20 protein-coding genes and 2 pseudogenes are annotated in these 22834 nt (G+C 59.1%); 7 read left to right on the forward strand and 15 right to left on the reverse strand.

Annotated features, from left to right (window positions below; genetic code table 11):
• Positions 1–745 precede the first annotated feature (745 nt).
• The gene (locus NKI79_RS25235; RefSeq protein WP_352708458.1) at positions 746–970 is read right to left on the reverse strand and encodes a DUF982 domain-containing protein; all 225 of its coding nucleotides are present in this window, start codon (positions 968–970) and stop codon (positions 746–748) included.
• A 634-nt stretch (positions 971–1604) separates the two neighbouring features.
• Here NKI79_RS25235 and NKI79_RS25240 point away from each other — a divergent pair.
• Positions 1605–2075: a Ros/MucR family transcriptional regulator gene (locus NKI79_RS25240; protein WP_352684092.1), complete on the forward strand. Its 471-nt coding sequence runs from the start codon at positions 1605–1607 to the stop codon at positions 2073–2075.
• A 227-nt stretch (positions 2076–2302) separates the two neighbouring features.
• Here NKI79_RS25240 and NKI79_RS25245 read toward each other — a convergent pair whose 3' ends face one another.
• Positions 2303–2515: a cold-shock protein gene (locus NKI79_RS25245; protein ID WP_023679670.1), complete on the reverse strand. Its 213-nt coding sequence runs from the start codon at positions 2513–2515 to the stop codon at positions 2303–2305.
• Positions 2516–2860: 345 nt separating this feature from the next.
• Between NKI79_RS25245 and NKI79_RS25250 the strand changes: the two genes are divergently transcribed.
• The 3 genes from NKI79_RS25250 to NKI79_RS25260 all read left to right on the forward strand — a co-directional run bounded on the left by NKI79_RS25250 (position 2861) and on the right by NKI79_RS25260 (position 7457).
• Positions 2861–3115 carry a hypothetical protein gene (locus NKI79_RS25250; protein ID WP_352805403.1) on the forward strand — a complete coding sequence of 85 codons (255 nt, stop codon included), beginning with the start codon at positions 2861–2863 and terminating at the stop codon, positions 3113–3115.
• A 960-nt stretch (positions 3116–4075) separates the two neighbouring features.
• Positions 4076–5494 (forward strand): M16 family metallopeptidase, encoded by a 1419-nt coding sequence (locus NKI79_RS25255; RefSeq protein ID WP_352805405.1) that lies wholly within the window; start codon positions 4076–4078, stop codon positions 5492–5494.
• Between the two features lie 505 nt (positions 5495–5999).
• Positions 6000–7457 (forward strand): NAD-dependent succinate-semialdehyde dehydrogenase, encoded by a 1458-nt coding sequence (locus NKI79_RS25260; protein ID WP_502909858.1) that lies wholly within the window; start codon positions 6000–6002, stop codon positions 7455–7457.
• Positions 7458–7822: 365 nt separating this feature from the next.
• Here the strand turns inward: NKI79_RS25260 and NKI79_RS25265 are convergent, their stop codons facing one another.
• From NKI79_RS25265 to NKI79_RS25290, 6 genes are all read right to left on the reverse strand, one after another.
• On the reverse strand, positions 7823–8149 hold the full coding sequence (locus NKI79_RS25265; RefSeq protein ID WP_352805409.1) for a hypothetical protein: 327 nt from the start codon (positions 8147–8149) through the stop codon (positions 7823–7825).
• A 129-nt stretch (positions 8150–8278) separates the two neighbouring features.
• Positions 8279–10282, reverse strand: coding sequence for a class I tRNA ligase family protein (locus tag NKI79_RS25270; protein ID WP_352805411.1), 2004 nt, complete (start codon positions 10280–10282; stop codon positions 8279–8281).
• 337 nt (positions 10283–10619) lie between these two features.
• Entirely contained in the window at positions 10620–11399 is a 780-nt protein-coding gene (locus NKI79_RS25275; protein ID WP_352624109.1) for a phytanoyl-CoA dioxygenase family protein, read from the reverse strand.
• A gap of 506 nt (positions 11400–11905) precedes the next feature.
• Positions 11906–13168: a lysine N(6)-hydroxylase/L-ornithine N(5)-oxygenase family protein gene (locus NKI79_RS25280; RefSeq protein WP_352805413.1), complete on the reverse strand. Its 1263-nt coding sequence runs from the start codon at positions 13166–13168 to the stop codon at positions 11906–11908.
• 289 nt (positions 13169–13457) lie between these two features.
• On the reverse strand, positions 13458–13829 hold the full coding sequence (locus NKI79_RS25285; RefSeq protein WP_352805415.1) for a hypothetical protein: 372 nt from the start codon (positions 13827–13829) through the stop codon (positions 13458–13460).
• 671 nt (positions 13830–14500) lie between these two features.
• Positions 14501–14665, reverse strand: coding sequence for a hypothetical protein (locus NKI79_RS25290; RefSeq protein ID WP_352805417.1), 165 nt, complete (start codon positions 14663–14665; stop codon positions 14501–14503).
• Between the two features lie 135 nt (positions 14666–14800).
• Between NKI79_RS25290 and NKI79_RS25295 the strand changes: the two genes are divergently transcribed.
• Together NKI79_RS25295 and NKI79_RS25300 are read left to right on the forward strand one after the other, a co-directional pair.
• Positions 14801–15496, forward strand: coding sequence for an OmpW/AlkL family protein (locus tag NKI79_RS25295; protein ID WP_352805418.1), 696 nt, complete (start codon positions 14801–14803; stop codon positions 15494–15496).
• 632 nt (positions 15497–16128) lie between these two features.
• A pseudogene (locus tag NKI79_RS25300) lies at positions 16129–16401 on the forward strand (transposase); the annotation flags it as partial.
• Between the two features lie 689 nt (positions 16402–17090).
• Here NKI79_RS25300 and NKI79_RS25305 read toward each other — a convergent pair.
• Positions 17091–17305, reverse strand: a pseudogene (locus NKI79_RS25305) (helix-turn-helix domain-containing protein).
• Between the two features lie 176 nt (positions 17306–17481).
• Positions 17482–17727 (reverse strand): helix-turn-helix domain-containing protein, encoded by a 246-nt coding sequence (locus NKI79_RS25310; protein ID WP_352473863.1) that lies wholly within the window; start codon positions 17725–17727, stop codon positions 17482–17484.
• Between the two features lie 115 nt (positions 17728–17842).
• On the opposite strand from NKI79_RS25310, the gene NKI79_RS25315 reads away from it, so the two are divergent.
• Positions 17843–18118 (forward strand): DNA -binding domain-containing protein, encoded by a 276-nt coding sequence (locus tag NKI79_RS25315; RefSeq protein ID WP_352473864.1) that lies wholly within the window; start codon positions 17843–17845, stop codon positions 18116–18118.
• Positions 18119–18130: 12 nt separating this feature from the next.
• Here the strand turns inward: NKI79_RS25315 and NKI79_RS25320 are convergent, their stop codons facing one another.
• From NKI79_RS25320 to NKI79_RS25340, 5 genes are all read right to left on the reverse strand, one after another.
• The gene (locus tag NKI79_RS25320) at positions 18131–18406 is read right to left on the reverse strand and encodes a DNA -binding domain-containing protein (protein WP_352618274.1); all 276 of its coding nucleotides are present in this window, start codon (positions 18404–18406) and stop codon (positions 18131–18133) included.
• A gap of 277 nt (positions 18407–18683) precedes the next feature.
• On the reverse strand, positions 18684–18941 hold the full coding sequence (locus NKI79_RS25325; RefSeq protein ID WP_352805420.1) for a transcriptional regulator domain-containing protein: 258 nt from the start codon (positions 18939–18941) through the stop codon (positions 18684–18686).
• Between the two features lie 33 nt (positions 18942–18974).
• A complete protein-coding gene (locus tag NKI79_RS25330) occupies positions 18975–19601 on the reverse strand; it encodes an acyl-homoserine-lactone synthase (protein ID WP_352805422.1) in 627 nt (208 codons plus the stop codon).
• 90 nt (positions 19602–19691) lie between these two features.
• A complete protein-coding gene (locus tag NKI79_RS25335) occupies positions 19692–20420 on the reverse strand; it encodes a helix-turn-helix transcriptional regulator (protein WP_352746467.1) in 729 nt (242 codons plus the stop codon).
• A gap of 538 nt (positions 20421–20958) precedes the next feature.
• On the reverse strand, positions 20959–22365 hold the full coding sequence (locus NKI79_RS25340) for an aminotransferase (protein ID WP_352805425.1): 1407 nt from the start codon (positions 22363–22365) through the stop codon (positions 20959–20961).
• Positions 22366–22834: the final 469 nt, after the last annotated feature.

Genomic DNA, 22834 nt, shown 5'->3' on the forward strand with positions numbered 1-22834 from the left:
CAGCTGCGGGAGAGGACCGGGGTCTGACACCTGTTTTCGCGGCAGAGCTGGGACCCTCTTGGAAGTGATCGCTCTTCTCGATTGGACTTCAGGGAGGAGGAGGAGGATCCCTGCTCGGCAACCTTCGGCGCCGGAGCCGTGCTCCGGTTCTCTGCGCCTTCAACTATGAAGAAATCGGGTCCGCCGCCGTGTCAGATTTCGGTTGGGGGCCGGTTATCTGTTCCGCTGCAGGTCCTGCTCGATTTCCGGGCCTTCGCCAGATCGACGTTGGCCCAAACGATCCGCGATCGCGTCTTGTAGCACCCTTTGCGGGACAATCTTATTTTCGACTGTGGAGGGCCGTTTGGGGTGAGCGAAATTAAACGAATTTCAAAGGGCGCCCAAGTAGCTGTTTTGATTACCTTGTGAGGCCTATAGCCTCCATCGAGCGAATATTGGCAGACGATGGAGCACAATTTTGGCTCCGTTATCATCTTGCTTCAATGGGACAACTGCTTTGCAATAACTACACGGCAATTTACCATCATAAATTTGAGAGAACCAAGTCCCATGCAGTGATTTTCACATCGGAAGCGTTGCAGTCCTGTCGCGAGAAGTTGATTTAAAAATACAACAAGATGATTAACATCGCCATAGGGGCCCAAAATATTGTTTGTTCGCTATAGTACGCTCCAGGTGCCGGCGAAATCTCGATACAATAACCTCGTCGGCGTACCCGCTCCAGCCTCACATACGGCTGCGACGCCTATACTTGCGCTTTTCCACTGCCCGACATGCAGGCAGCGAGCCATTGCATCGCGGAGGTTGCATCTTCCAATATGGCGACCTGTTCCCCAAAGCGGAAAAAAGTCTTGCGCGCTGCGCTCGCAGGTATTCGTCCGTTGTATGCATCAAAGCACGCCCTGAGGGCGGCTTCGTAGATCCGGTCTCTGCGATCTTCTGGCCCTTCGTTGAGGAAAATCGATAGCATCCGCAGGACTGGCAATCTCTTGCACGATGTGCGCTGGACGTCTTACGAAAAGTGGGCTGCTGAAAGTCCCTGAGCTCATTCGTTCCTCCCGACCTGCTGAACCGCTAGTTTGCGTAAGGCGCCTCCTCTACACCCGCCCACCATTGCGGAATGTGTTGTCACAGCGATAGCGGTTCAATAGCAAGCAGCGGCGTGATGTCCTCGGTTTACCCGCGGTCCAATCCCTAACATCCTGCTGCGAGAGCGGCTCACCGGATGAATCTACATCGTTTCGACCAATTGCGAATCAACGCTTGATAGTTCCTCCACGCGCCACCAGGAAGCGGCCACTGCTCTGCCACCGATTTCACAGCCAAAGAGAGGATGGCGAAACAGGAATAGCCCGCTTCGTTTCGAGATTACTGGTCATTTTGGCGCAAAGCTTACGGCCGAGACGCGCCTGAAAATGCGCAAGCACCGCGGCAGGTCGCCAACAACGGACATCAACGGTCATGACGGCGCGATACTGCGCTATAGATCTCGCTGCTGGACGAGCATGGCAATAATCCTGTCGAGACCTTGGTTGCTTTCAGCGGAGACCGCCACTATGAAGCGACGCTTCGCCGACTGTGTTTCACGCCGCCTGGAGAGTTTCATGACAGAAGAAGCCGAAAAAAACATCGACACCCTCATCGAGCTCACGGCCGATGTCGTCTCAGCCTATGTCTCCAACAATCCGATCCCGGTGGGGGATCTCCCTGCCCTCATCGGCCAAGTGCACGCGGCTCTGAAAGGGACGGCCGGAGGTGTCTCTGCAAAAGAGCCGGTTGCCCTTACGCCTGCAGTCCCGATCAGGAAGTCGGTGACACCGGACTACATCATCTCCCTTGAGGACGGGAAGAAATTCAAATCGCTAAAGCGCCATCTGTCGACCCACTATGGGCTGACGCCGGATGGATATCGGGCCAAATGGGGCCTGCCGGCGGATTATCCCATGGTCGCGCCGAACTACGCCGCGGCGCGCTCGTCATTGGCCAAGACAATGGGGCTCGGCCGCAAACCGAAAGCGCCGGAAGCGCCGGAGCCGGCGCCGACGAAGCGAACCCGCAAGAAGGTCGCGGCTTGATTTCGGCAATCGAGATTCGTTCTGGAGCGTTGCAGCCATCGGCTTAATCTGCGCGTCATATAAAAAGGCGGGGCCAACCCCGCCTTCCTTTCAAACAACTTTGTTTCATGAGGAATTCGCGACGCCAGCAGCAATCTGCTGCCCTCAGTTTTTGCTCGCTCCTATCGAGCGGCCGTGAGGACCTCCGGACCTACGCGCCCACTCTTGCCAAGACGCAGGAGAAAATTTCAACCAGCTTTGCTGAGGCTGCCAGCGGAGGATTTGCCGGTGCGGCGATCCTGCTCGATCTCATAGTTGATCTTCTGGCCGTCAGCGAGGGTCGATAGGCCCGCGCGTTCGACAGCGGAAATGTGGACGAAAACATCCGGACCGCCATTGTCGGGCTGGATAAATCCAAACCCCTTGGTGCTGTTGAACCACTTTACCGTTCCAGTAGGCATATACGTGTTCCTCCTTAACAATTGCAACGTGGGCAGGCCATTAGGCCTGCCCGACTCATAGCCGAGACTTGGGCGCAGCAAAAAGCGAAAAATTGTTAAGCCCCGATCAGCTGGCGCACTCCATTTTGGCCGTAGTCGCCAGCAAGCAGTGTCCTACACTACCGCTCGAGCATGGCCGGAAGCGCCCGATCCTTCCAACGCTCCTCAGCGCCACGTCTATGGCTGGTGCTTGGAGGCACGGGACGTAAGGCCGACCGCTGCTCGTGCCGCCAGGTCAAAGGCCGGGTGGTTCACGGAGCTACCTTCGTGCATAACGGCTTGGCAAGCGCTTGAAGGAGTTTCGAATTGGATTGTTTCAAGAGGGTCGAGGAGTTAATCGATGCCACCAGCGTGGAAGCGATCGACAACGCGCGCGTTTTGCTGGACCAGTTCAAGGGCAAGTCAGAAACAATCGCCCAAGCGATCGATGACTTCCTACTTGATTTCATGACCTTGCTGTTTGTGGTAGAAGCTACCCGCGAGCGGTTCCACAATCCGGCGAGGCGGTTGGCGCGTATCAGATTGAGCAGGATCAGGCTGTTACTCACCCGATGCTCTTGACCTAAGGGACCACGCCGCCAGCGATGCGTTTGCAGCCGCAAAGAAGGCAAAATCTGTTCGCCGGCAAACCGAGCACAGCCAGGCGGTATTTACGCAGATGAATTCGATCGCGACCGTCAAATTCTCCTGTTTGGTACCCAGCGACGACGGCAAGCGCGGACAGCTTCCGTGCTGCTGTCCTCCAGCGACAAACGTGCCTGCATGCCCCATCCACGGCGAGCTCGACGGTTGTTTCTTACGTTTGACCAAGGTCCCGCGAAACACTCCCCTTTCCCGCAGCAACTCATCAGGCTCAACGGCCTCGCGGCAGGCGCATTACGCCAGAATCGCGCAACCGCATCGTTTTTTCCGGCCCGAGTCCTACGATGTTCGTTTTCCAGCGCCTCGCGGATATCGCCCACCTCGCCGATCTTTGATCAGATCCGTCTTCGCGCGCGAGCAGGCCCCGCGCTCGAGTTCGCTACGCTGCTCACGCCTCTGCCGTTCAGCATCGACCCGGTCTGGCTGTCGAGAATAGGGTTCCGCTGGGGCGACCAACATCTCCATTCTCACCGTCAGTGCAGCGGCCATTCGAAGCGCATCCTGTACCCCTCCCCCGGCAGCGCGCCCAAATCGTCTTCCGAACGAAGACGATATCCTCAGCCGCGCGCGCGTCGCGTTCGGCCCTGTCCGATGTCCGACAATGTCGGATGCGCAGCATGGCACAGCCGGATTTGTCCACATGCCTCGAACGATTTCTGATCTGGCACGGTGCATGCTTGGTCATCCGCAAGGCGTCGCCGACCAAGGAGAATCCGTCCCATGATCACCTCACCAAGAAATACCGCCGCAGGTCTCCTGGGTGCATCCAAAGATGAGGCTCGAGTAAGGCCTGGCACCATGAAGAGCTTATTCAACTGCCTCGGCGCTGCCCGCCGATCCTCCCACGGGGGGAGACTGGGACGCAGCGCCTTCATCAAAATGAGGAACAAATCACTTTGCCTCGAACCTTGCCTTTCGACCAGCCACCACAATCGGAGCCATCGATCGTCCGCCTGGCTGCGCAAGGCGTTCATTGCCACCGCCCTGGCCCTGGTGACGACCGCTCCGGCTCTGGCCGCCGCCGCCGGCGGCAAGGTGGCGGATTTCCTGCTCGACAACGGCATGGAAGTGGTCGTCATCCCCGATCACCGCGCGCCGATCGTCACTCATATGGTCTGGTACAAGATCGGCAGCGCCGACGAGCCACCCGGCAAATCAGGCCTTGCCCATATCCTCAAGCATCTGATGTTCAAGGCAACGACCAACCACGCCGCCGGCGAGTTCGACCGAGCCGTCTCAGCCATCGGCGGCTACAACAACGCCTTCACCGCCTATGACTACACCACCTTCGTCGAGACGGTGGCGCCCTCGGCGTTGGGTGAGATGATGGGCTTCGAGGCCGATCGCATGTTCAACCTCATCCTCAACGACGATGATATCAAGACCGAGCGCGACGTGATCCTGGAGGAGCGCCGTTGGCGCAGAGAGACGAACCCGCAGGCCCTGCTGGACGAGGAGGTCAACGCGACGTTGCGGCAGAACCAGCCCTACCGCATTCCGGTCATCGGCTGGATGGAGGAGATGGAGAAGCTGAAAACCGACGCATTCACCATCTACAACAAATACTACCGACCGAACAACGCCGTGCTGGTGGTGGCCGGCGACGTAGAGCCGAAGACGGTGAAGGCGCTGGCCGAGACGACCTATGGCAAGGTTGTGCGCGGGCCGGACCTGCCCCCGCGCAACCGCCCGGTCGAGCCGGAGCAGAACACCAGGCGCACAGTGACGCTGACCGATGCGCGCGTTTCGGTGCCGAGCTTTTCCACTCAATGGGTGGTGCCGTCCTATCATACGGCAGAGCCCGGCGAGGCCGAGGCGCTCGACCTGCTGGCCGAGATCCTCGGCGGCGGTAACCGCAGCCGGCTATATCAGGAGCTTGTCGCCAAGCAAGGCATAGCTTCGGCGGCCGGCGCCTCCTTCCAGGGCACCATGCTAGACGACACCAATTTCACCATCTCCGGCTCGCCGCGCGGCGATGCAAAGCTCGTCGATCTCGAAGCGGCGGCCGTTGCCGAAGTCGCCCGGATCGCCAAGGATGGCGTCACCAGCGACGAGCTGGACAAGGCCAAAGACCGCTATATCCGCTCGGTGATTTTTGCGCACGACGAGCTGGACCACATCGCCAACATTTATGGCAAGACGCTCACCACCGGTGGCAATGTGAAGGACGTGCTCGAGAGGCCGGACCGCGTCCGCAAGGTCACCACCGACGAGGTCAAGGCGGTCGCCGCGCGTTATCTGGTGCTCGACCATTCGACGACAGGCTATCTTTTGCCGCAGCAACAGGCGGGGAATTGATCATGAGCTCCATCCCCATGCAAATGCGCCGGCCGGTCTTCCCTCGGCGCGCCTTCGCCACCCTGTTCCTCTCCATCCTCTTTCTCATCTTCCGGGCGCTCGCCCGGTAAATGGGATTTTAAAGCCGCGAGGAGCGGTTTTCGCGGGCCTTGCCAGGCATTTGCCGGTTCAGGCGTCATTATTGGGGTGCGCTCCTCCTCAGGCCAGCCTCTCTTCGAGTGGATAGAGTCGCCGATTCGTGGTCCGCAGATTGTAGGCGCAGGCCACCAGCATCCACTCCGCGCGGCTGGCGAAGCCGATGTCCGTTGTTCAATCGTTCGACTAGTAGAACCGCGAGGCATCTTCTAGCGTATTCAGGTATTCTCCCTTGCAGTCGGGTACCGTGGTCTACCAGCTGTCTGGCCGAGGCCCTATAAGGAACCCGGACGTCGCGGAGTACACACCGCACCTGCTATATATACCTGCTGCGTTGAGGAGGAATCCGGTATTGCCCCTGTGCCTGCCGATGATCCGTCACCTGAGATCCCCCGACCTGTTTGGACCCATTGATCGCCTGCCGGCACTTGGCACGCGGACTAGCGAGCGGACATTCGAGGTCCTCAACCCGTCGACTGGCGAAGTGCTGGCAGAACTACCCGACATGGGGGTCGAGGAGACATGCGCTGCGACCGACAAGGCCTATGTCGCGCAGCCTGGATGGGCAGGGCTGACTGCACGTGAGCGCAGCGACGTTCTATGGCGATGGCATCAGTTGATCATCGACCACGCCGACGATCTCGCCGCGATTCTCACCGCGGAGATGGGCAAGCCGCTTGCCGAAGCCAAGTCGGAGATATCGCATGCTGCGGCGTATCTGCAATGGTACGCCGAGGAGGCCAATCGCGTCTATGGCGAGACGATCTCCGCACCATCGATGGACCGCCGAATGCTGGTAATCAAGCAGCCCATCGGAGTTGTTGGCACGATAACGCCATGGAATTTCCCGGCCTCGATGGTGGCGCGCAAAATCTCGCCAGCCTTGGCGGCGGGCTGCACGATCGTCCTCAAGCCCGCTGAACAGACGCCGCTCGTGGCGGGAGCAATGTTCGCCCTCGCCCATCAGGCTGGCTTTCCCGAAGGCGTCGTCAACCTGATCTATGCGTCCGAAGGTGACGCGGTCGGCCGCGAACTTTGTACCAATCCCAAGGTCCGCAAGATCAGCTTCACCGGGTCGACTGAGATCGGGCGCCTGCTCATGCGCCAGTGCTCGGACCAGATCAAAAAAGTCAGCCTTGAGCTCGGCGGCAATGCACCTTTCATCGTCTTCGATGATGCCGATATCGATGCCGCGGTTGACGGTGCGATCCAGGCGAAGTTCCGCAATGCCGGCCAGACCTGCGTTTCGGCGAACCGCCTTTACGTCCAGTCGGGCGTTCACGACGAGTTCGTCGAGAAATTCGTGCAACGGGCTCGCCAACTTCAAGTTGGTGATGGTTTCGCTCCCGGAGTGGACATCGGACCGCTCATCGACAACCACGCATTGGCCAAGATCGAATCCCATATTGCCGATGCCGTCGCCAAAGGCGGCGCAATTCGATGCGGGGGCAAACGCATCGGCACGAATGGCACGTTTTTCCAACCGACAGTCCTGACCGGTGTCTCCAGCGAGATGACCGTCGCGCAAGAAGAGACATTCGGGCCGCTGGCACCAATTATTCGCTTCAAAGATGCGGATCAGGTCGTGCGTGAGGCCAACGACACGATCTACGGCCTCGCGGCCTACTTTTATGCCTCCAACCTGAAGCGTGTCTGGCGTGTGGCCGAGGCCTTGGAATATGGAATGGTCGGGGTAAATACCGGCCGGATGTCTTCAGAAGCGGCGCCGTTCGGTGGGATAAAACAGTCCGGCATCGGGCGGGAGGGATCCCGCCATGGCCTCGAGGACTACCTAGAAATGAAATATCTCTGCATGGGCGGCATCTGAATTTTCGGCTTGCAGGGTTCACAGCCGGGTAACCTAGCGAGCGATCTCCAAATATGTGAATTGTAGGATCGCTCCTCGATTGGGAACTGAGGGGCGGCTCCGTACCCGAGCAAACACGCTCCTGAAGGAGCACCCTGGCTGGACTTATCTCTCGACGAGACAAGCGTCTGCTTTGTCGGCGAAGACGGCGTGCATGTGACGGAGGATACGCTTGCGAGGGATTTGGCGGCCCTCGCCGACTATCTTCAGGCGCTGTCGTTGCGCGGGTCTGGTTGGAAGCTTGTTCACCATCGCGATCGTGAACGCTGGCTGTGCGCAATATCCGGTTTCTGGGGCAGAATTTTGAACCTGCTACCTTCCGATTGTCAGTAGCTCAGTTGTTCTTCGGCCGACTGCCGCGCCGGTACAGGCTCGGCCAGAATCGAAGATACCATCAGGCAGGATTCGCATTCGACATTCCGGTGATCGGCGCACGATCCAGGGCGCGCCATGTTGACCAAGCGCCTCGAACCGCATGATAGTCTTGACCGGCTGGAGGACGGAAATCCCGCGATGCCGAAGAGGTTGGTCAGCGCAGTCGAGCCCACACGGCATTTGCGGCACGAAACAGCAAGGGCTGGGAAGCGATCGGCCGAGCGGTCCTCGAAGGCGCGGGCCAGGGTGTCGACGATGCGTCGGTTCAGGTCCGCCAATCTGGTCTCTACCGTCTGATAGCGGCTTCGGTCGCCAGTGACAGCGAGTAAAGATATTTGGCATCATCGGCTTTGATTGCCGCGCAGATCTAGTCGAGATTGGGATAGCTCACTGGTGCACCTTTGGGCTCATAGTGCTTCCCCCTCATCGAGATGAGGATTGCCGGATTTGGCGTAGAACACCAACACGGGTCCGAGATCAAAGCGTGTCCCGGGCGCAAGGCGCTGGACGGACCGGGGCCATGTTTCGGTTGAGACGCCATCGATGCCTCGCGCCAGCGTTCTGGCGAATCGGGGCATCAGCGGAGCGAGTGTCGGCGCCAGGATCGCAGCGGCCGTCGTCTGAAGGGCTAGCGAAGTCCGATTGCGGGCGGGATAGAAACGTCGCGCCGCCGCATAGTCTTGCGCCCGACGGTAGATCACGCAATCGCGCACGAAATCACAGGCCTGCGCGGCCGCGCGCCGGACCGAGAAGCCTTCGTCCGAATAGGCGCACTCCATCGCCGCGCGATAGATCTCTATCCGAGCAAAGAAGGCGCGGTCGGCCGGAGCCCAGTCGCCTGCGTCGGGCACACGGCCGCCAAAGTCCTGCCTGATTTCCTGGTTCAACGCATCAAGCCAGTTCAGCCAAACCCCTTGGAACACCTCGTTCTCGGTGCGGCGCAGCGCGTCCAGCGTGAAATCCGTCCGCTCACCTTCCGGGCGTGTCAGGCCCAAATGGAGGCGCACGACGTCGACTGTCTTTGGGCTCAGAACCTCCTTGCCCCAGATCGCATGGCGGCAGCTGGTTGAGAACTTTTTGCCGTCGAGCAGGTAGAACTCGTTGACGTGATAGTGGATGCGTGGCGTCCAGTGGGAGAAGACCTCGGCGTAAAGAGCGGGGTAGAGTAGCGCGTGGTAGAACGAATTGTCGAAGCCGAAGAAGTGGACAATCTGCCAGTCGTTGCCGGGCATCTCCGCCTTCCAGTCGCGACCCAGCAAGCGGCCGAGCGCCTGGATGTTGTAAAGAAAACCGAAGGCCATTTCGGGCCAGACCCAGATCACTTGCCCCGGGAACCCTTCGGCCGGCAGGCCATAGTCCGAGGGGTGGGTAATGGGCACTGAAAAGTTGCCGCGTCGGCGTAGGCGCGCGAAGAGATCTAAGATCCGTAGCGGGACGCCCGACGCCCTTAGATGCCGGTCGATATTGTCGTAGCATCGGTCCAAGGCAAGTTCCGGGCGGCGGACGGAGCCGACCAGCGGCGCCTCGGCAGACTGCCGTGACCGGGCTGCACCCAAGTCGTGGCAAAGGTTTGGGGCGCCGCATTCCTCGCAGATGTTGCCACCGGCGGAGCCGCCGCAATCGGGGCAGAGGCCGCTAACATCCGGCTCGTAAAGATAGTGGCCTGTCACAGCATCGAAAAGCGCAGGGCTCTGGCGCAGATCTACCGCCGTGCTGCTCAGAAGACTGCGGAAACACGCGGCTTGAAACTCGCAATAACCGTCATCGCCCGTCGTGAGTTGGAAGCTGTGGACCTCACAATCGAAAAGTGCAAGCGTGGCGCGAATCTCGTCGGCGTAGTAGTGCGCCACGTTTGCAGGCGTCGATTGATCGGCATCGGCGCGTGTCGTGACGTAGCTCTGGTTGTCATCGCTTCCAGTGAGATGATATGCTTCGACTCCTTTCATGCGCAGGAAACGAGTATAGACGTCGGCGCCGAAATAGGGGCCAGAAAGATGTCCCAGATGCAGATCGCCATTTGGCGTTGGCGGCGTGGAGAAGACGAAGATCGGCCCGCGTGGAGCCGTGGTCTTTGCAGCGGCATCAAGGGCGGCCTCGCCGTCTCGCCAGTAGACACCGACGAAATCTAGGTCTTCGTCCCCATCGTTGCGCAGCACATGCGCTTCAAAAGGGTGGAACAGAACGACATCCCCCGCCTCGACCGAGATTTCCCCACGGTCGGTCGTGACCTTGCCCGCGCCAGACAGAACCACGAAGGCCTCGATTTCGTCGTGCCGATGGGGCTCGGATGTGACGCCGGGTCCAACCTTTCCGAATGAAAACCCCGTGCGAGCGCTGCCCGTTCCAAGCGTGGCCGTGTCGATACCGAACGCCCGCGACAGCTCCGTTCGAGAAAACGTGTATTTGCGCATGACAATGAACCTAAGCTGTTCAAGCAGTGGGACCTTCGGCTGCCAACGCAACAGCCTCTTGTGCAAGTTGCGCAGAGAAGCGGCAGCCCAACCCGTTGGCGGCCCCGGCCAGAATAATGCGGCTCTGGGCCGCCAGGCGGGCGACGAGGGGGGCGCCAGTCGGGCTGTAGGCGTCATAGAAGACGCCCTGCGACCACCTCCACAATCCACGTGCCGAAGCGTCGTAACGGGCTGCGGTCGATGCTCCGCGAGCCCGCAAATCAGAACGCCATACTCTCCGCGCATTTTTGAGCGGTCGATCAGTTTCGTGTGCATGCCTCCGCCTGGCTGCGTGAGCTCAATCGCGATAGAAAATGCCATTTGGGGGCTTGAGTTTGTCGAGATCGGCCACTTTGCCCTCGGGCGGGTTAAGGGCGCGCTTAAGCACGTTATATTCAGCGCGGGTCGGTCCACCGGTTGAAGCACGCTGGAACACCAAGTAGAGTGTCCGCCGCGAACGATTGCTTTTGTTCGGTCGTGAGTAGTGCGGTGCGTAATCGTCGAAGATGAAGATGTCGCCAGCCTTCCATACTACGGGTTCCCAGGAGAACATTTCGGCGACTTGAGGATCGATCACCCCACCGGCATCCATGGGAAACACCCCCTTCTTGTGGTTGCCGGGGCTGAAGAAAAGCCCGCCGTTTTCCGGGTCAGAGTCGTCGATGCCTATGGCAACCACCGCATGGACCATCCGGTCGGGGAGTTTGTGTGGAATGTGATAAATGTCCTGATGCGGGAGATAGCCGCCGCTGTCGGGGTAGTGGAAAATCAGCAACTCCTTGAGCCTGCGCGAATCTTCGCCAAGCAAATCCTCGACCGCTGACTTTATGCGCTGATCTTCTAAGAGCAAACGACGCAATGGATCATGGAAGTCGAGAAAATTCTCGATCTTGGAGATGATCTTTCGATTGTCCGTCGTCTTCTCGAACCACATGAGCCATTTATCATCGCTGACATCCAAGCGTGACATATCTTCGACAAAAGTAGAGATATCTTCCTGAGCCGCTGGAGCGAAGAACCTTTCGAGCCTGACGTATCCGTCTTTCTGCCACTTTTCTCTTTGTGCATCAGTCAACATGCGAAAAGCCTCCTGTTGGAAAGACTGGTTGGTCGGACATCCCAATTAGGGCAGTCGGGCGCTGGTCAAGTTGCGGGTCCACGGAGACGGACTCACGTCATGTGGGACGGCGATGCTAAGTGCGTTCCGCTCCGGCGGATATTGTCCGCAGACGCTCGGCGCGAGACTGCCTATGTCAGGCTCAGCCGGGTCCAGGGGTTCCGTAAACTGGGCCGGATCAATCGCTTCACCCGGTCCAGCCACGACACGCATCGCTAAAGGCCGGCCCCATCCGCTGACCGCCGAACCAGCCATGGCCGCCAAGACCACGGCGCTCTTTCGAGTGAGCGACCTGGTACGGTCTTGACAACCGTATGGGAAATGCACGCCCCCACAATAATGCGATGCGCCGCTTGGTCCAAGGGCTTGTTCGGTCACGATGATTTCGGAGAAGCCTCCGGCCTTCGCCGCAGCGGAGGCGGACATCATTCCTAGGATGCCACCGCCGATGATCAAAAGTCTACGAGTCATATCCCGCTGCCCATTTCTTCGGCTGGGGGGGCGGGCCAGCTCTCGATCGAGGTATGGCTGATGAAGCCAGGATGCTCGGGGTTCGCGCATGGCGCGCGCCCAAGAAGGCTATCGAGGATGCGGCGCGCGCGCCAGGCCAGCAGGCTTAGGTTCGGATCGGCCAGGCCGCGCTGCCCGGGGCTCGCGTTTTGTACGAAGATGCGTCTGTCACGCGGTCCGTCCCAGCTCACCGAAAAATCCTCGCGAATAGCTAATTCATTGTCGATCTGCTCCAGCCGGTGCGCGATGGGTTCCAAGAAGTCTGGCACCGCGTTCTCGTAACCAGTGGCCAGGATGACGATGTCAGCCGTGACTTCTTCAACCTCGACCATGCCGTGCTGCAGGGTCAGCCTGTGACCCGCGCCGGCGTTGATGCAGTGCGAGACGGTGCAGCCCGGCCGCAGTGTGATGTCGGATCGGTTTGGCTCGAAAAATGCGTGGCGGTACAGCGCCTGATAGATCGCGCGCAACGTGCTTTCCGAAATGCCGTCCGAGGCAAGCACGAAACGCCGCAGGAGCAGCTTACGCTGCGACTCGCTCATCGCCGCGAAACGTTCCGAAAAGCAGGGCATGAACAACTCGTTTGTGAACGGGCTGTTGTCCAGAGGCAGATAGTTTTCGCGCTGCGAGACCCAAGTGATCGAGGCAGGCCGCCGTTCTTTCGGCAGGCCGACAAGATGCAACATCACCTCGGCTCCCGACTGGCCTCCGCCGACCACGCAGACATGCTTTCTCCGCACCTCAGGGTGGATGTGCAGTAAAACAGATGAGTGGAACAGGTTGCGTCCAATCCAGCCCTGAAACTGAGGCGGGATTTGCGCCTGCTTGCCAATGCCAACCACGACGTTTCTGGCGCCGAGAACCGCGTTATCGGTCCGCACCCGAAACGCGCCGTCAAAGCGGATTTCGTGCACGGTCTCGCCGCCATGGACAAGTGGGTTCCTGTGGAAGGCCCAGTTCAGGTACTGCTCAAACTCAGCTCTGAACACAGCCTCGAACTGTGCGTTCAGGAAGTGGTACAAACGCCGGTTCTCGTGCAGGAAGTTTACGAAAGTGTAGGCTGATCGCGGATTCACCAGTGTGACCAGATCCTTGAAGTGGCTGACCTGGAGCTCCGAGGAATCGAATGCGATGCCTGGATGCCAGCGGAAGTCGACCTGCCGATCCAGGAACAGTGCACCTTGCCCAACTTGCTCGTGTATCTGACACGCAAGGCTCAAATTAGACGGCCCAGCACCGACCCCAACGCAAGATAACTCCACTGCTTCCTCCTATAGACTCTTCCCACTCGGCGGGTTGTTCGCGGCGAATATCGGCCGCAGCGATTGGGCTCCCCCTCGCGGGCGTTCTCGAGCCCCGGTGCCGACCGGATTTGCGAGAATTGTGCTGCGCGTTCGGGTCGTCGAATGTAGACCCGAGCATTCCAGCGCGGTGACAATCGACGGGTCATGCCGGCGACTGGGGCAACGACGTATGTCCTTTCCGCCCGTCTGGATGCCCGCGTCGCCATCACGCGAGACGCTTTCCAGGCCGATTCAGGTGTTTGAAGCCGGCGCAATCGCCCGCCTCAACAATTGCGCGCCGGCCTTTCGGCGGCTTGATGGCAGGCGAGAGCGCGGTTTTCACTGCGGCGACGGCATTTTCGGTGCGCATGATCGTGGAGGAGGTCTCGCTGATGCGTTCGCAGAACCCCATGCATGGGCCGTGCCAGAGCAGGAAAACTTTATTAACAATGGGTTGGCGGATTTGCGATCCTGTCGGAAATCCGACATTGAGGGACGCCTCACGGCGGCGCTCGATTTGCACGTCGATGTCACCTTTTTCCGAATAGCTAATCGGGCACTTTCTGCACCAGAATACTTCTCTTATGGAGACCAGCACGACGTCTTCATGAACGGACAGTGCAGAACTTTGTGTCTCTGCCGGACAGATCGCGATGTGCCTCTCCCATCGAGGCCGGCAGTTGCAAGAGCTGCAGATCCTTCGCCCTTATCGTGCCGTTGCACTGGCTCGATCCCGACATCCTCGGAGGCCGCGATCATGAAGAGTGACGCAATCTCATGTCCGCCGCGAGGCCTCTCTCAGGGGGAAGCAATTCTCTATGTTGGTGTCGGATCGATGCTCTTGATGAGATGGTTGCGGATGGGCGCATGCCCAGACCTAAGCGCATCAATGCTTTGCGCGATATGGGACCTTCACCAACTGGATTGTCGAATCTCTGTAAAGATAGCCGGAAGACAATTGCGTCATGGCCACTCTGTCGGTTCCAAAAGCCCGTGCGCCATTCGGTCCCTGCGACTCAATCCTGGCGAAGGGATGAGGCCGCAAAGCAGTCTTTTGCGCGCCCACCGGTGGGCCAGGATGGAGCCATCGTAAACGCAATTATTCGATGATCGCCGCCGCGGAGTTCTCAGGCTGTGTCGCGCCCCGACACCGGCGACGTAGTGGTCGTCGATCGCCCCGTCGCCGATGTCGATCCGAAGCTCGGGCAGTTTCGCGGTGAGCTTCACTGCTTATTCCGCAGTGCCCACCGAGTGGCACTGGAGGTTCTATCAGGCGGTCGCGGCTGCGTTCGTTGTCGGATCTTCGACGATGTCGGACATGAGACATAGCGCCATCAGGGTGATCGCATTGTTATGAAATGATTTTCTCATTTGGCACGACACCTGCAGCGCAGTCCGCAAAACGCGCTGCGGCACGGAAAGAGGAGAAATCATTCCCATGATCATGCGCGCCGAACGCGGTCGCAGCCGCGAAGCAAACTGGGGATGAGCGCTCCGCCAATATCAAGCAATTCGAGCAAGATTTTTCGTAATTCAGTCCACATTTCTGAAGAGCAAGGAGAGAATATCATGGCGAGAAACCAAATGCGCGCGGCGCGGGGAGTAACAGCGGCCGTTGTCCTCATTGTGATGGGAGAGCAGGCCGTCGCGGCGGACCTTGCTCAAGCGGCGAGCGTCCCGCAGGCGGGAGCCTCGGTCACGGAAGCGCCAAGCCCTTGGCAGATCCGCCTGCGTGCGTTGGGGGTCGTCACTGAGGATTCGGGCTACGTCAATGCACTGCCCGGCTCCGATCTTTCGTATTCGAACACCGTGACGCCGGAACTCGATATCTCCTATTTCTTCACGGACAACATCGCCGCCGAGCTCATACTCGGCACCACCTATGCGAATATCGAGGGCCAAGGAGCGATCGGCGCGCTGGGCAATGTCGGCAAGGTTTGGCTGCTGCCACCCACGCTCACATTGCAGTATCATTTTACCGATTTCGGCGCATTCAAGCCGTATGTCGGCGCCGGCGTGAACTACACGATCTTTTATAACCAGGACGTCGGCAGTGCAGATGCTCTCCATGTTAAGAACACGTTCGGCACCGCGCTGCAGGTCGGGTTCGACTACATGGTGGATCAGCACTGGGGCGTCAACCTCGACGTGAAGAAGGTTTTCCTCAAGCCAGACTTCGACGTCACGGTCGACGGCGCGAAGCTGACGGGGAAGGCGGAGCTCGATCCCTGGTTGATAGGCGCAGGTGTCACCTACCGCTTCTGATAACGAAAGCGAAGGCACCTGCTGATAGCCGATCGAAATGAAGGGCGCCTTGTGCGCCCTTTTTCCGTCGGCCCTGAACGGGCGACAACTGAAGAAGCGGTTGTCGAGGGGCGGCCGCCCTCCTCCAGCGAACCAAGAAGGGTAGCCCGTGGTCAATGCGGGCTCGACGAACGCCTGAAATGGAGGTGCTTAGATGCGCTTCGGACCAGGATGGCTATTGCGTATTGTTGATGGAATGCCAAAGTTACGGTCTTTGCCCAGCATCAGTCTCCCGGACGTCATGTCAGAGCTATGCGCCTGCGTAAGGCGAGCACGGAGCTCCCTCGACGCCGACAAGATGCCTTGTTCAGCCATGCTGCGACAGCTGCTGTTCGTATGGACGGCATCGGTTTCAATCTCAGTCGCGCAACAGCCGTGAGCGACGCGCTCTCATCGCGGAGCGGATCAAGATTGTGAACCGGATCAAGGGGCGATGCGCTTTGACATCTTCTCTCCGTTGCACGGCAACAAACTTGTCACCAACCAGGTCGAGCGACTGAGTTCCAGGGACAGGAAGATAGCGCCGAGTGTCGTGTCGATTCGCAAATTCGCGATAAAGACCCTCGGACCAAAGCACCTCGGCAAAGTCCGCTCCCACGGAAAGCGGATCGATCAGCCGGGAACAGGGCGTATCGAAGGCGGGCAATCCGAGGCTGAGGACCGTGATGGTGCAATTGTCGTGGTTCTGGCTTTTGCATCAACCTCGATCGGCTTTGGCACAATGGTTCCAGGAGCGAGTCGCGATCGACGGCGGCAGGCGCCGCAAGCCGGCCATCATTGCGCTCGCGAGAAAACTTCTGATCGCGCTGTGGAAGTACGTTCATCATGGTGCTGTCATTGAGGGCGCTGTTATGAAGCCGGCATGATCAACGCACTCTTCTCCATCCGCCGGGATTGATCGCTCCCGGCTGATCCTGGGCGAACGAACCTTCCACCCCACTTGGCCCAAAATGCCGTCCGGAAGATTGGTCGCGTTCCCCTGAGCCTTACCGACGAAAGCGGGATGTTGGTGCAGCTGCCGCAGAGCAGCGACCGTACGTGAGTTTGGACCGGTGTTGTCACCGCGCCAAGATGACAGGCTCGGACCTTGGATCACAACGCATTGAGGTGGATATGCGAAGACAGTCTTGACGACAAAATCCCCATGTGAGCGGGGGTGGGCGGCGAGTCGCGACCGGAAAGGCCCGCCGTGGTAGGCGGACCGCATCCGAAGGACCGGAACGAAGAGGAGGACCCTGAGCGGCAGCGAAGGGTTGCGGGCTGCCGCGGCGGGCCTAGAAGGGAGTGCCGCCCACCCCGCGCCACCGGGAAAGGCCAACAGACAAACCGCGCCGCCCGCAAGGGCGACGGCCGTCACAGCCCGAAGGGCTGCCCACGCCAAGGGGCGAAGCCGAATGGCCGAGACCGCCTGAGCTTGCCGAAGAAAAGCGGGCTCGGTTCACGAGCACCCGGTGCGCGTCGCCACGCGCGCGGGTGCTCCTGTCAGCGGCATGAAATGCCTGGAAAACCTTCTGGTCGAGTCTCATCAACCGCGGTTTCGTCGCTGCTTCCAGATTTATTCAGAATGAGGGTCGAGTAAATCGGCCGGCTCGATTCCGAGCACTATGGCGAGTTTTGCCACCGTATCAATGCTGGCGGCATAGACCGAGCGCTCAAGTGCGCTGACATATGTTCGGTCGACGCCAGCCTCATGGGCCAGCGCTTCTTACGACAATTTCTTTTTTGGCGATGCCTACGCAGATTGCGGGCAAAGACCTCTCGGATTTCCATGCACGAGAAGCGACCCTCTCGTCGAGGATTTCACCACGGAGGATTCTCTACGAAAATCAGAGACAACAAAGAGGAGCGGCTGCACGGCATCACTTTAGCGAGGGCAAATCCCGCTGATCCGAGAACTCAAGGACGTAAATCGTGAAGTTTGACACCCAAACAAAGTGCGACGCCCCCTATAGGTCACGACAGCGGCGCATTTGTGCCAGAAGCTCGCAAGGATCGATTTTGAGAGCCTCGGTTACGTCGAGAAACTCAATTACGTCCAGCCCACGTTCACCACCCTCATACTTGGCGACGAACGACTGCGGGCGGCTTAGCATTTCAGCAACCTGGCTCTGGGTGAATCCGATATTTTTGCGCGCCGCTATCAACCTTTTCAGCAGCCAGCGCTGGCGAGGTGATCGAAGGGATTTCGGCATCAGACGAACCGGCCAGAAAGAACTGGCTCACCGACTAATCCCAGTTTCGGATTATCCCATTTTAGGATATGTCCAGTCAAAGGCGGACGCGGGAGAATTCATAGCGAGATATGAGATGGAAGACAGATTGCTCCAACCTGCCGTTGCCGACGAGGTCCCCTGGGCGGAGAGCCTGACCGCTTATGACAATGAGCACTTCAGGATCTATCTGAGACTCATAGACGCATGCGCCGGGAATGCCAGCGAAGAAGAGATGGCGCAGGCGATATTGGGCATCGATCCAGTGCAAGAGCCGGCTCGCGCCCAAAAGGCGGTTCGCAGCCATCTCGCGCGCGCCCACTGGCTGGTGATCGCGGGGTACAAAGAGCTGTTCTCTGGCCAAGAGGCCTGATAGTGACGATCACTATAGAAGAAACCGCTTATACCCACCGTTCATAAGCGAGCGCCCGCGTCTGACTGCACGGCGGACGCTGTCGCGAAGATGGTCACCGGGGTCGGCCCAGTCCTGCTCGACGCGGGTTCTACCGAAGAGGGCGAGGCCGATCTCGCGGTGTGGCGCGCCAGCGATGGAGCCATCGAGCGCACGCAAGACTCGGCGCAACCGCGTGCGACGGGGTTCGGTTGGAAAGAATCCCGATTTCAGCCTTCCGGTCGAACGGAGGCCGTTCAGACATTCCATCCCGTTCAGGCGTTGCTTGAGTTCCTCAGGCGGCCAGAAGACGGAGGAAGTCAATCGCACAGGTTCGAGGAGGCTGACGCCTGAAGCAGCCACCTGCAAGCTCCTGCCATTGTCCTCGACAAGGACGTGCTGATGCCCGTCTCCCGTAACGAGTATGGAGATGCGGCAGGAGCGCGCGGCGAGATCGAGCACGTCGATCCCGCCAGGCCGCGCCGCTCTTTCGGCAGCAAGGGGCAAAACATGCGGACATTGGCGGGGGCACCAGAAGACACTCGCATCATTTGCTTTCGAGCTTGCAAAACAGAAGGCCCCACCGCGAAAGATCGGCAGTGTTCGACGGCAGGCTGATTATGTCCACGGCCCCGGCGTTCGTACGCTCGGCACGGCGCAGCGCGTACGCCAGATCGTTCTGGAAGTCCGGATTGCGCCTGAGGAATTCCCAGGCCCAGCCTCGGCTGGTCAGCCGCTCGACATAGCCATAGGCATCATCATCTTGCCAGTCCGGCCACGCAGGGCCAGGTCTTGTTTCGTCCATTGCATTATTTCCAGAAAGGGTTGGATTGCAGGCTCAGGCGATCTTAATGACCGGGGTCCACAGGACCGGGCCGTTGAGCCCGCCATTGCGACGGAGGGCTTCCAAGCTCTCTCTCGAGACGTCGAGATATCCGGCAACGGCGCGTGTGTTGCCAATTGTTTGCGGATCGGACAGCCGTTCGAGTGGCCAGCCGGCGCGACGCAAGATGCGCTCTATGCGCAGATCGGTTACGGTGACTATGCTGCGCAGACCGCGTGACAAACCAAACTCAACCATTCCGGCAAACAGCTCGTAGGTGCCAATTGCGATGCCCGCCTGTTTGGGCGCGGAAGGCGGCAGATCAAGCGCAAAACGGCTGCTTTCCCAAACACGCGGATCTTCCGGCGCTGGACGGTCGGCAAGGAGAGCGAAGAAGCTATCGCGCAGCATCGTCGGTCCTGTAGTCGGCAACAGGCGCACGCAGCCGTCGATGCGTCCGGCGGGCGCACGCAGCAATAGGTAATGGGGACGAAGCGCGTCGAACGGATCGACCTCAAAGCCACCGCTGAACGAAACGTCCCAATCAAGTCGATCCCTGAAAACGCGATACCGCAAGCGATGCATCTGCTCGAGCTCGTCGCTGAACTCAGCGTAACAATCCGGCGTGATCAACTGCATCATGATGGCCTTCTCCCTCGCATGGATAACACCTGCGATTGAAGGCAAAGGCCGGAGTTGATACAACCTGTGTATGTGCCCAGGTTTCGGAGATCAGGTGAAGAGAGATGGCCGGGACAGTGCAAGCCGAACAGCTGCCTGAATAGCCGTCTTCACTCCAAGCTTATCCCTGGCGTTATCCCGATGAAAGGCCGCGGTGCGCCGACTGATCCCAAGGATGCGGCCGATCTCCCACGCCGTCTTGCCGCGAGCCGCCCACTTCAGACATTCCATTTCCCTTCGCGATAGGGCAACGCCAGCCACGGTCCTGCCGTCGGCCAGCTTGCGACAGGCATGAAGATGGAAGAAGACCGCGATGAGCTGCAGCACGCGATCATATCGATCAATCAGGCGAAAGAACGGTGGTCGCCTTTCATCGGAGGCGAAGGTCAGTGCTGCAAAAGTACCGGTGCTGTCATGGATCGGGATCGTGAAGCCGCAGTGAATGCCAAATTGCGTCGCCTCATCCATCAATTGTCGCTGCTGCGTCGATAGTTCGAGATCAGGACCGTGCGCATCCCAGTTGAACGGTTCCTGACCACCACGCGCCTGATGGATAACGGGGTCAATCTTTTCATACCGACTGTGAAGGTAGTGAGATGTCCAGGATTGAGGGTAGGTGGAAATCAGGCGCACCTTGCGGCCCTTGCCAGGCGAAGGGAAAAGATAGGCAAAAGACGGCAAATCGAGCGAAGAGGCAATCTCGCCCAGAGCGTTGCGCAGGTCCGTCGCGTCAGCGCTGTCTGCTATCTGCTCTACAAATCTATGAAAAGCGTCTTGCATAGCTAAACTGCAGTGAGTTCTGGCCCCCTCCAGGAGCCAAGACGGGCGGGGCCAATGCGCAGCCATTCTGGGTTGAAGGCCCGGCCGGAGACTGAGCTCCGTGCCGGGCCGTGCGCCTTGGGAGGGCGATACGTGCTTCGACGGCGCTGTTATCGACGTCGAGACCTCATTCCAGCGTCATATGTTAGCAGGTGACAGTTTTCCTCTTGGTTGCACTACCTTACGGTCGGGGTGTCTGTTTGCGGGCTGTTGGGACTGTTTTCCATGGAGGAGCTCAGCCTCACGGTACATTGCGGTCTGTCGTCTGTCAGAGCGTCGCCTCTACATTCTTGCAGCAGCTCACGTGAGCGTCTTCGGACGCGAAGGCGGCACTGTGTTTTTCGAGATTGGCGTCGCATTTCGGCATCGGCTCGCACACCCTCCATGCAAGTTGCCTTAAAAACGGAGCGGATTGTTGCGCCCCCTGCTCATGATGCCACAGGGCTGCCGCACGTGAATATCCCGGCGATCCGAGTTGAAGGCGTCATCTCACGCCAGATCATATCGCGCCTTCCGCCTTCAGCGCACGATAGGTCGTATCGACTGATTTCGCAGTCGCATCGACGATGATGTCGATCTCTTTTCGGGTAATGATCAGAGGTGGGGCAAAGCCGAGGATATCGCCATGCGGCATAGCGCGGCCTATGACGCCATTTTCAAACAGAGCAGCGGCGGCGCGCACGCCGACTTGAAGTCCGGGTTCAAATGGCACCCGGCCCTTCGGATCCCGCATCAGCTCCACGGCGGATAAAATGCCGACGCCACGAACCTCGCCGACAATGGGATGTCGCTCCAGTTCGGCTTTCATGCGGGCTTGCCAATAGGGTCCGACGTCCCGAACATGTTCCAGGATGTTTCTTTCCTTTAGCAATTTAATGTTGGCAAGCGCGGCCGCCGCGCAAAGCGTGTGACCAGAATATGTCCAGCCATGGCCGAGTGGCCCGTGCTTTTCCGTCCCTTGTTCCAAGACCGACCAGACCCGGTCACCGATAATCGAACCGGAGATAGGCAGATAGGCGGAACTCAAGCCCTTGGCGATGGTTACGAAATCCGGGCGCATGCCATAGAGGTGGGAACCGAATTTCTCACCGGTTCGCGCGAAGCCGCAGACCACCTCATCGGCAATAAGAAGGATGTCGTACTTGTCAAGCACCCCCTGAATCGCAGCCCAGTATCCCTTCGGAGGCGGAACGATGCCACCGGTCCCAAGTACCGGCTCTCCAATGAAGGCCGCAACGGTCTCTGGGCCTTCAGCGAGAATAAGGGCTTCAAGTTCGTTGGCACAGCGCCTGGAGAACGCCTCCTCATGTTCGCCGTCGCGCGCCTGGCGATAGTAGTGTGGCGTCGTCGTATGGCGCACCAAATTCAAAGGTAGGTCGAAGAAATCATGAAAGAAAGCGAGGCCTGTCAGGCTACCTGTAACCAGCCCTGACCCGTGATATCCGCGATGCCGCGAGATGATCTTCTTCTTTTCGGGGCGCCCGAGGATGTTATTGTAATACCAGACCAGCTTGATGTTGGTTTCGTTGGCGTCGGAGCCGGAGAGGCCGAAGTAGACCCGTCGCATGTTCTGTCCGAAATATTCGACCACGGCCTCTGCCAAGAGGGCGACTGGCTCGGTGCCTTGGCTCGCATAGACATGGGCAAACGGCAACTCGTGCGCTTGCCGGGCGATAGCCTCGGCAATCTCCGTGCATCCATATCCCATATTGACGCAATAGAGCCCGCCGAAACCGTCGAGACTTTTCCGACCCTCCGTATCCCAGATGTAGACGCCTTCTGCGCCGGCCATGATCCGGTTTGGCGTCTCGCCGCGGCTGTGCTTGGCCAAGTGTGTAGACGGATGAAAGACGAAGCTTCGGTCCTTCTCCCGCAGCTGCTCAGTCCCCAAATTGCTCAAGCTCATAGTTCCTCCTCGGGAGTAGTAGGCAGAAGACACTCAACCAGCCGCCTATTGAAAACAAGCATACTCGCAAACACCCTCGAGTTTCGCGGGAATGCACGTCTTTAGCCGACGAATTCGCGAAAATCGGCCTCGAACGCAGTGAAAACCAAGGTTTCTGGAGTTTACCTTCTCCTTGAGGCATAAGGGGATCAGTGCGGCCGCTGCCGTGTTCTGTTCGTCGGCGGATGTCTGCGAAGGTACCGCATAACCCCCCTGGACTGGTATTATGAGATGCGCTGTCCGAAGGCCCCCATCCAGCAGCCCAACAGAACCTCGTGTCGCCGGGATATGTTCGGGCATATGGTGATGCGCACGCTCGTGGCGGCACGCCTTGGGCTATTCAGGATTGCCACCCTCTCTAAGCAGATTCGCAGCGTTATGAAGGCGTTGGGATCGCTGAGTCGCGCGGCAGGGAAGCATGCTCGGGAAG

This window comes from Mesorhizobium sp. M0340, from assembly GCF_040321535.1.
Taxonomy (GTDB): Bacteria; Pseudomonadota; Alphaproteobacteria; order Rhizobiales; family Rhizobiaceae; genus Mesorhizobium.